Here is an 8,894-nt window from a genome sequence, read left to right on the forward strand (position 1 = left end):
ATAGCTCCTCACCCTTCCAGGTTCCGGAGCCTCCAACCAACCCGGGGTGATCCAAGGTAGTTCCACAGGTGCAGGTCAGCGTTTTCCACCTTGCTGCCCGCGAACTCGGCGGGAATATCGGGAAACTGGAGGTAGCCGCGCCAGCGCTTGGCGATGTTGTCGGCATAGGATTTGCCGACCAGGATCCGATCCAGGGTGAAGCCATCCCAGCTGTCCTGGTAGTCGACATCGTTGATGAAGGTGTCCATGCCTCCGTCATCCCAGTCGCCTGTATGGCCTTCGTACCAGTCAGACACCGCGGCGGTCATCGTCACCGGGTACGTCGTTGCCGGGTCGGCCAGGAACGCGGCGTCCGGCGTGAACACCAGGGTCTTTCCGTCCTCGGCGAGCGTGACGGCGGCCTTGCCGACCTTGCCCGCCTCCAGCGGGGCGCCTGCGTCGGCGGCTTTGGCGTCCTGCACCAGGGTCGGCCGCACCTCGGTCAGTGTCTTGCCGTTCTTGCCCATGATGGTAGGCCTGCCCGCGGCGTTCTTCTTGAATGAAAGCCCCTCGGGCAGGTCTACCGGAACTCGGAAGGAGACCGGGCTGGTGGGCCGTTCGGTAATGGTGATCTGCTGCCGGAACCCAGTGGGGTTCGCGGTCACCACCAAGTCACGGCCCTTGCCGTAGGCGTCGGGGTAGGTGGCGGCGTTGCCCTTCAGCGTGGGCTCGGGCAGCACCGACGGCGTGCTGATCTTCGCCGTGGCGTCGGCCGCCTGGCTCTTGAGCAGGGTCTTGTCCCGGCCGGCGGACAGGACAAGGTTCCCCCTGGTGGCCTTGGGCTTGATGGTGCCGTCCGCCTCGATGAGGGTGATGTCGATCGGCGTGAAGCCCTTGCCGTCGGCATTCTTGACGCGGATCGGCTGGGTGTGGAGTTCCATTCGGACCGTCTTGCCGTCCGGGCTGGCGTAGTACGTGGCGCTTTCCGAGCGCAGCGACTCGATCTCGACGCGCCGGTTGTCCTTCTTGGCCTGCGCCAGCGCTTCGCCGATGGGGGTGGGGGGACACTGGGCGGCGACGCTGTGGGGGTGGGAGATGGTGTGGGGCCTTGGGCGATCGCGGGCGCGCCCATGAGCGAGAGGGGCAGTGTCAGAGCCGTGATCATGGCAGCGCGACGGCGCGTCCGGGTGGATAAGCCAGACGCTGTTTGTGATGTGTTCACTCCAGCCTTTCGAACAGGTGTGGCAAAACGAAGTGATCATCACATGTGTAACGATCTATGTAAAGATCCCTTTTGGAGATGAAAAGGTGGGTTCCGTAAGCACCGGATGTGTGATCCTGGAGAATGCGACACGGCAATTGGCCAGGTCGGTAAAGCCTCCATGAGGCTTGTTGGTTGCAGCGGCGCGGCCAGTACTGTGCGTACTCCGTGATGGCCTTCGGTCGGCCAGTTGTTCGCTGTGGCGATGGAGCGCGTGGGCGGTGCTGGCCACGACCGGCCGAAGAGCCGCAGCGCGGCCGGCGTCAGGTGCCACGGAGGAGGCGGGCACGCGCATCGGTGTGTACATCGTCCTGTCGCTCCTGACGGGGGTACGCACCGAGGAACTGCGGGAGCTGTCGTGGTCGCACGTGGTGGGGTTCGCCGCCGATCGCAAGGCGTGGCTTCCCGTCACCGAAGCGGGGTGGGACTGCGAGGAGTACGCCATCTACGTGTGGCGGTCGGTCCGGCAGAGCGGCGACACCAAGACCGTCAAGCCCCGCCGGACTCTCAAGCTGCCTCAGCGCTGTGTCGAGGCGCTCCGGAAGCTCTGGGAGCACGACGGGCTCGATCAGCTCGACGACGCCGGCGGGGCCGCCGCGCGGCTGGTGTTCTGCACGAAGGACGGGACCGCGTTGAGCGCCGGTAACGTGCGGCGTGACTTCCGGAAGGTCGTCAAGAAGGCCGGACTTGTCGAGACCGAGTGGACGCCCAAGGAGATGCGGCACAGCTTCGTGTCCCTGCTGTCGGACTCCGGCGTTCCCATCGAACACATCTCCCGCCTGGTGGGTCACGCCAACACGGTGGTGACGGAGACGGTCTACCGTCGCCAGATCCGGCCCGTCATGGAAGAGGGCGCGACGGCGATGGACGGGATCTTCGGAAGGATCCTGGAGGCTTAGTCACTCAGTTAGTCACTCACGCCCCGTTTTCATGATCGGGGAGGGGACGTTTTCGCAGGTGGAGCCTAGGAGATTCGAACTCCTGACATCCTGCTTGCAAAGCAGGCGCTCTGCCAACTGAGCTAAGGCCCCCAGATTCAAGCCGATGATCCGGGAGATGCTCCCTGTGCACGGCTTGCTTCAGTCGTACACCGTAGCAACAGGAGCGGCTCCGGCGCCACTTGAGAGCTCCTGGCGCCGTGGCGACATCATGGTGAGGCAGGCGGATGTGAGCGGGTCCGGATACCTCCTGGCCGTCGTTGACGTTCGGCTTGTGATTCATGCTCTGATCTCGCGCGTGTCTTCCGGCTGGTCCGGCGGACCCTGGGCTGGACCACTCCGAAGACCATGTTCCAGAGGCGACCGATCGCCGTCCTGGCCGGTCAGGAGTCCACGCCGATCGGAGGCGCCGGTCGGTCGGGAACCCGGGGCGGTCAAGAACCCGGGTGGGCTGGGGGCGGGCCGCCCTGCGTCGCCTGGTCCGCCGCGGCGAGCTGGGCGGCGCGGGTGATGAGGTAGTCGCGCTCCGGGATGTTCGTCGTACGGCTCGCCGCCACCCGGTAGTCGGCGATGGCCGCCCGCCGGTCGCCGGCCATCTCCAGGAGGTGGGCCCGGGCCGCGTAGAAGCGGTGGTGCTCCGCCAGGCGTCCGTCGGCGTCGAGTGACCTGAGCATGTCGAGGCCGGTCGCGGCGCCGTGCACCATGGCCGCGGCGACGGCGCGGTTGAGCGAGACCATGGGGTTGTCGGACATGCGCTCCAGCAGGCCGTACAGCGCCAGGATCTGCGGCCAGTCGGTCTCCTCCGCCACTGGCGCCTCGTCGTGGAGCGCGGCTATCGCCGCCTGGAGCTGGTACGGGCCGACCGCGCCTTTGGCGAGAGTTCTGGTGATGAGCGCGACCCCTTCGGCGACGGCCGTAGCGTCCCACAGGCTCCGGTCCTGCTCCGCCAGCGGGATCGGGGTGCCGTCCGCACCGGTCCGTGCGAGGCGCCGGGCGTCGGTGAGCAGCATCAGCGCGAGAAGCCCGGCCACCTCGCAGTCGTCCGGAAGCAGGTCGTGGGCCATCCTGGCCAGCCGGATCGCTTCGCGGGACAGCTCCACGCGGTGCAGGTCGGGGCCGGAGCTGCTGGTGTAGCCCTCATTGAAGATCAGGTACAGCACGTGCAGCACCGAGCCGAGCCGCCGGGCCCGTTCCCCGGGGGCTGGCATGCGGAACGGGATGCCGGACGCCTTGATGCGCTGTTTGGCCCGGCTGATCCGCTGCGCCATGGTCGCCTCGGGCACCATGAACGCCTTGGCGATCTCAGCCGTGGTGAGACCGCCCACGGACCGCAGGGTGAGGGCGATCGCCGACGCCGGGGTCAGCGCGGGATGACAGCATAGGAAAAGCATGATCAGCGTGTCGTCCCGGCCCGTCTCGTACTCGTCGTCCGCCGGTGGCGCCGTCCGCCGGTCCGGGGGCGCCTGCGCGGCCACCAGTTCCTCACGGTGGCGCCGCGCCTGCTCGCTGCGCAGTTGCTCGGTCATCCGGCGGTACGCGACCTGGATGAGCCACCCCCGCGGATTGCCGGGTACGCCCTCATCGGGCCACTGGGCCGCGGCGTCCAGCAGCGACTCCTGAACCGCGTCCTCGGCGGCGTCGAAGTCTCCGAAGCGCCGGGTGAGCACACCGACGACCTGCGGCGCCAGTTCGCGCAGCAGGTCGTCGATGGCCGGGCTGTTCAGCGGTCACAGCTCCTCGGACGGACCGGACATCACCTGGCGTACCTGGATCGGCATGTTCAGCGGCTTCCCGCCGGGCCCGGGAGCGGCCGAGATGTAGGCTGCGAGCTCGATCACCCGCTCTGGGCTCTCGCAGTCGACGATCCAGTAGCCGACCAGGAACTCCTTCGTCTCAGGGTACGGACCGTCCGTGACGACGGGGGAGCCGCCGTCACCGGCCCGGACGATCTTGGCCTGTTCCGGACCCGCCAGCCCTTGCGCGTCCACGAACTCCCCGGCGTCGATGAGCTTCTTGTTCACCTCGTGCATGAACACGATGTGGGCCTTGACGTCCTCCGGGGGCCAGGTACCGAGCGGCGGGAGTTCGCTCTGCGCACCGAACTGCATCAGCAGCATGTATTTCATGTCTTCTTTCCTCGTCCCTTCATACGCGCCTTCTCCGGCGCCCTCACTTGTAGGTCGAAGCACACCCCCGCGTTCTCGACATCCCGGCGAGGATTCGCGGAAAAAATCAGCCGGAGTCCGCGGGGTACGCCTCCAGGCCTCCTCCATCCGCGGCTCGCGTTCGCGGGGTGCGGGGCGGAAGCGCACCACAGGGCACGGGACGGGAGCGCACCATGAGGCGCGGGATGGAAGCGCGCCCCGGGCCGTGGACAGCAGGGGTCCAGGGGTGTCGAGCCGACGCGTTCGTCGTCAGGGGACCGCGGCCGCGCCCCGGTGGGACCGGACGGTACGGGCAGTCTCGGGCTGAGGGCCTCAGCGGGCGGAGGCGCCCACCGCGGGCTCGGCCGGCACGCCGCCGAGAACCAGCTCGGGAAGGTCTGCCAGGGAGTCGAGGATGTGGGTGGCACCGCCGTTGAGGAGGCGCTCCTTGCTGTGCACTCCGGTGAGGAGGCCGGCGACCACCGACGCGCCGGACCGGCGGCCACAGAGCATCTCGCTCTCGGAGTCACCGGCGACCGCGACCTGGCGGACGTCCTCGATGCCGAGGCGCAGGACCGCGTTGAGGACCATGTCGGGCATGGGACGCCCACGTCCGGCATCCTCGGGGCAGAGCGCAAGGTCGATCTTGTCGGACCAGCTCAGAGCGGACAGCACACGCCCCAGCGTGGCCCGGCTGAACCCGGTGATGAAGCAGATCTTGATGTCGGCGTCGCGGAGTTTGTCGAGCGCCTCGACCGTACCGGGCAGCGGGACCAGACCCGCACGCTCGATGGCTCCCTCGAAGGAGCGCTCGAAGGTCAGGTTGGCCGCCTGCGCCTGGGCCTCGTTGTCCGGGAAGATGCCCCGGAAGACATCGATCTTCGGGCAGCCCCGGGACCGGTGCACATGCACCATGGCACGAGCGTACGCACCGGTCCCGGGCACGATGCCCTGCGTGGCGATCGCCTCGGCGAACGCCCGTTCGACCATGGCGATATCACCGATCGTGGTGCCTGCCAGATCCAGACAGGCAAGCCTGATGGGTGTTACTCCATCTTGGGCAAGGACCATGGAAGCACCCGAATCGGTAGCCGCGTCGATCAGTTCTCGCTGCCGGTGGCCTCGGTCCACAGGTCGAGCTCGGCTCGGTCGGCCTGCACCTTGCGCCAGACCAGCAGCCCCCCGACGGCGACGAGCGCCAGAACGAGCAACTTCTTCACGGTGTGACCCCACTTCTCGACAGTCTCACCTGCCGGGGTGAGACAACGCCCGGTTCCAATGGTTCCTTGCAGCCTAGCAAGGGATCGGGCCATGATCTGGTCAGCTCGAAAGGCCGATATGGCCGATCTACGCTAACCAGGTAATTCTCATTATCATGCCGTACGGCTCGTGCTCTGACGATCACGACTCGACGTGAGATCGATCGCAAAACCGATCCCGCTCTCACGATAACTCGCGTAGGGGCCCGCTCTGCTCGCCGGACGGCGGCCGGATTCCGGCCGCCGACGGCCGCCGAACCTCGTGCTCGGCCCTGACCAGCGTGTTCTCTCTCCCGGACGCGCTCGCGCGCCGCTGAATAATCACCGATCCCGATCGGCGTCGCGGGGCGAGACCCGTCAGACGTCCGCGACCAGGTCCGCGTAGTCGGGGTGCCGGGCGATCCAGCCCCTCACGAACCAGCAGAGCGGCACGACCTTCGCGCCCTCCGCGCGGACGGCGTCGAGTGCGACGCGGACGAGCGCGGCACCCACCCCGTTGCCCTCGTACTCCGGCTGGACCTCGGTGTGGGGGTAGACGATGACGCCGTCGCGCCGGACGAGTTCCAGCAGCCCAACCTGCTTGCCGTCCACCTCCGCGGCGTAGAAGTCGCCGCCGGGGGAGAGCTTGACGTCCACCTGCATGGGGTTCTCCTTCGTCAGACCGCCGTACGGCGGCGCCTGGGTCAGCGGACGCGGCACGGCGTTGATTCCCGAATCCCCGCGGGAACGGAAAGCCGGCCTGACTCTCCGGATGCCCGCCGGGCGGCGATCGGAACGGGGCTCCCGCGACGCGTCGGACCGGACTGATCCGGCTGCGGTCGTGGTAGCCGAGGAACGGGGCTCCCGCGACGCGTCGGACCGGACGGGCTACGCCGAGGCGCCCCGCCGGGCGTCGCGGGACACCGCGGCCTCGACGATGCGGTCCCAGAGCTCCGCGAGCGTGGCGGTCAGCGGGCGCCCGGCCGCGAACGCGTCGATCATCACTCCCTCGGTGACGACATCGAGGGTGAGTTCGACCGTCTCGGGCTCGGTCCACCTGTTGCGGGCGATCACGGAGGCAGCCGTTCCCCGCGCCCGGGCGATGTTGTGCAGGAAGAGCAGGTTGGCCGTCACCACCCACGGGGACGGTGACGGACCCTCCCATACGGGACCGTGGGAACCGTCATCCGGGACAGGAACACAGGGCTCACCGGGCCGGGCACGACCGTCCGGCCCACCGGCCCGGACACGGCCGCCGGACTCGTCCGTCCGGGCGAGACCGCCGGGCCCGTCCACCGAGGTGAGAGCGGCGGGCCGGGTCACCGGGCCGCCCGGGGGCGCTCCCACTCCGTCGAACGCCGGATCCTCGGCCATGAAGCGCACCCTTCCCACGCCGGTGCACGAGAGCGCCACCGTGCACATGGGGCACGGCCGCTGTGTGCTCCACAGCACGTGGTCGCCGATGTCGAGCTCGGTGGGGACGGCGGCCAGCACGTTCATCTCGGCGTGCGCCAGTGGGGTGCCCTGGAGCGCGTCGGCGCCTCCGGGCGCGTCGTAGACCCGGTCCCGCCCCTCGGCGACGATCTGACCTCGGGCGTCCGTCAGCACCGACCCGACGGCGAGCCCGCGAGCGGCCGACGACATGTGGGCGAGTTCCAGGCAACGTCGGAAGGCGGGGGCGAGAGCGCTCCACGCGTTCTGGAACCCAGGGGAGTGGGCTGTCGTCATGGCCGATGCACTGCCCGCTGTCTCCCTCATGATGCGGATCGCACCGGGGATTCACACCTCGTCTTTCGGGCGTGACGTACGAGATTTTACGGTGCGGCAGGAGAGGGGCGTACGGCACGGAGGGGAATGAGGAGTTATTTCCAATTTGTACCGTAAAAGCGCTCTAGGGCAATTCGGAGGACACACGCCGGGAACAACCGCCCGGCATCCGCACACGGACTCCCACTGCCGGGAAACATGATCGGATCGCTCCTGCCCGGTTTCCGCGCCGGGCCGTCCGGCGCCGTCCTCGGCCCCTGACCCCGGTCGCCCGTTCCGCCCCTGCTTCCGTCCCGGCTTCCGTCCCCGACCGTCCGCAGAGGTACGCCCGTGAGCGCTGCCGTCCGCGTACCCACATCCCCGCCCCGCCGTGGAGAGCGCGGTGGAGAACGCCGTTCTCCTGCCCCCGCCGGCGAGCTCGGCTACACCGACACCGCGCGGTTCGACCACGACGTGCACGAGGTGATCGGCGAGCGCCTCGGGGATCCGGTGATCGACCGGACGGGCCCGAGCTTCTGCGACTCGACCGGGGTTCAGATCTCCTCGACGGTTCGCAAGGTCGTGCGGGACCGGGCGACCGGCTCGTACTGGCCGGCCCGCACTCCCCGCTCGCGAGGCTCCTGCATCCGACCGGGCCACCCGGGCGTTCGACGTGCGGTCCACCGCCGCCGACGCCGTCGTGACCCCGCGCCCCGGCTGACCCTCCCGGGCTCCGCCGGTCACACTCCAGATATTTCCGCTTTACATACTTTTGAGCGGCTTTAGCGTGACTCCTGGATCTCAATATCACCGCGAAAACGGGCACGTGAACATCTCGTGCGCCCAGAGGGTCGTAAGTTGGCAAGGAGCGGGCAGGTGTCTAGCATCGTGTAACTCGTCAGCAACGCCCTGATTCTGGAGCACGTCGGCTCGACCCCCGGTGACAGCCAGACAAGGCGGTGTCAAGGGGGTGTCGTGAGCGGCGACCACGGCCGGCAGTGGCCGATCGACGAGGATCTCACCGCACTGCGAGAGCGTCTTCAGCGCTACGCGGCCCAGGCCGGCATGCGGGGCGATCGCCTGGACGACCTGCTCCTCGCGGCCAACGAGGCGGTCATCAACGTCCTGGAGCACGGCGGAGGCAAGGGCACCCTGAGCATCTGGCGGAACGACACCTCCCTGACCGTCGACGTCACCGACACCGTCGGTCGCCTCGCGTCCGGGCAGGTCCCGCGGGAGCGGCCCACGGGCACCGTCCGGGGGTTCGGGCTGTGGCTGATGAGCCAACTGTGTGACGAGCTCACCATCCAGCAGGCCGGGGAAGGCTCGCGTGTCCGGCTGCGCATGCTCCTGTCCTCTCCGCCGCCCCGGAACGGCGCCTCAAGCCCGGGCGGCTCCCGTGCTGACGGACCCCCTGCCCCGGACGGCTCTCCTGGCCGGAATCCCGGGCAGCTCCCGCTCTGACGACCACCCCCGCCCCGGGCGGCTCCCACTCCGACAGCCACCCCCGGCCCGGCTCCCCTGCGCACGATGAGCTCGCGGTGAGCTCGCGGTGAGCTCGCGGTGAGCTCGCGGTGAGCTCGCGGTG

Annotated in this window: 9 protein-coding genes and 1 tRNA gene; 2 read left to right on the top strand and 8 right to left on the bottom strand. The window is 68.7% G+C overall.

Going from position 1 to position 8,894, the window contains the following annotated elements:
• Window positions 1–8 precede the first annotated feature (8 nt).
• A complete protein-coding gene (locus ABD841_RS27095) occupies window positions 9–1,244 on the bottom strand; it encodes an Ig-like domain-containing domain (RefSeq protein WP_344977721.1) in 1,236 nt (411 codons plus the stop codon).
• Window positions 1,245–1,461: 217 nt separating this feature from the next.
• Between ABD841_RS27095 and ABD841_RS27100 the strand changes: the two genes are divergently transcribed.
• Window positions 1,462–2,139, top strand: a complete 678-nt coding sequence (locus tag ABD841_RS27100; RefSeq protein ID WP_344977723.1) for a site-specific integrase — start codon at window positions 1,462–1,464, stop codon at window positions 2,137–2,139.
• Between the two features lie 59 nt (window positions 2,140–2,198).
• On the opposite strand, the gene ABD841_RS27105 is transcribed toward ABD841_RS27100, so the two are convergent.
• From ABD841_RS27105 to ABD841_RS27135, 7 genes are all read right to left on the bottom strand, one after another.
• Window positions 2,199–2,271, bottom strand: a tRNA-Ala gene (locus tag ABD841_RS27105).
• A gap of 341 nt (window positions 2,272–2,612) precedes the next feature.
• Window positions 2,613–3,902: an RNA polymerase sigma factor gene (locus ABD841_RS27110; protein WP_344977828.1), complete on the bottom strand. Its 1,290-nt coding sequence runs from the start codon at window positions 3,900–3,902 to the stop codon at window positions 2,613–2,615.
• A 3-nt stretch (window positions 3,903–3,905) separates the two neighbouring features.
• Window positions 3,906–4,304 carry a YciI family protein gene (locus ABD841_RS27115; RefSeq protein WP_344977725.1) on the bottom strand — a complete coding sequence of 133 codons (399 nt, stop codon included), beginning with the start codon at window positions 4,302–4,304 and terminating at the stop codon, window positions 3,906–3,908.
• 351 nt (window positions 4,305–4,655) lie between these two features.
• Entirely contained in the window at window positions 4,656–5,393 is a 738-nt protein-coding gene (locus ABD841_RS27120; protein ID WP_344977727.1) for an HAD family hydrolase, read from the bottom strand.
• Window positions 5,394–5,422: 29 nt separating this feature from the next.
• Window positions 5,423–5,542 (bottom strand): DLW-39 family protein, encoded by a 120-nt coding sequence (locus ABD841_RS27125; RefSeq protein WP_208802288.1) that lies wholly within the window; start codon window positions 5,540–5,542, stop codon window positions 5,423–5,425.
• A 396-nt stretch (window positions 5,543–5,938) separates the two neighbouring features.
• Complete coding sequence (locus ABD841_RS27130; protein WP_425582045.1) at window positions 5,939–6,280, bottom strand: GNAT family N-acetyltransferase; 342 nt, start codon at window positions 6,278–6,280, stop codon at window positions 5,939–5,941.
• A gap of 168 nt (window positions 6,281–6,448) precedes the next feature.
• A complete protein-coding gene (locus tag ABD841_RS27135; RefSeq protein WP_344977732.1) occupies window positions 6,449–7,288 on the bottom strand; it encodes a nucleoside deaminase in 840 nt (279 codons plus the stop codon).
• Between the two features lie 993 nt (window positions 7,289–8,281).
• Between ABD841_RS27135 and ABD841_RS27140 the strand changes: the two genes are divergently transcribed.
• Entirely contained in the window at window positions 8,282–8,770 is a 489-nt protein-coding gene (locus tag ABD841_RS27140) for an ATP-binding protein (RefSeq protein WP_344977734.1), read from the top strand.
• Window positions 8,771–8,894: the final 124 nt, after the last annotated feature.

It is taken from the genome of Streptosporangium fragile, from assembly GCF_039534445.1.
GTDB classification, from domain to species: Bacteria; Actinomycetota; Actinomycetes; order Streptosporangiales; family Streptosporangiaceae; genus Streptosporangium; species Streptosporangium fragile.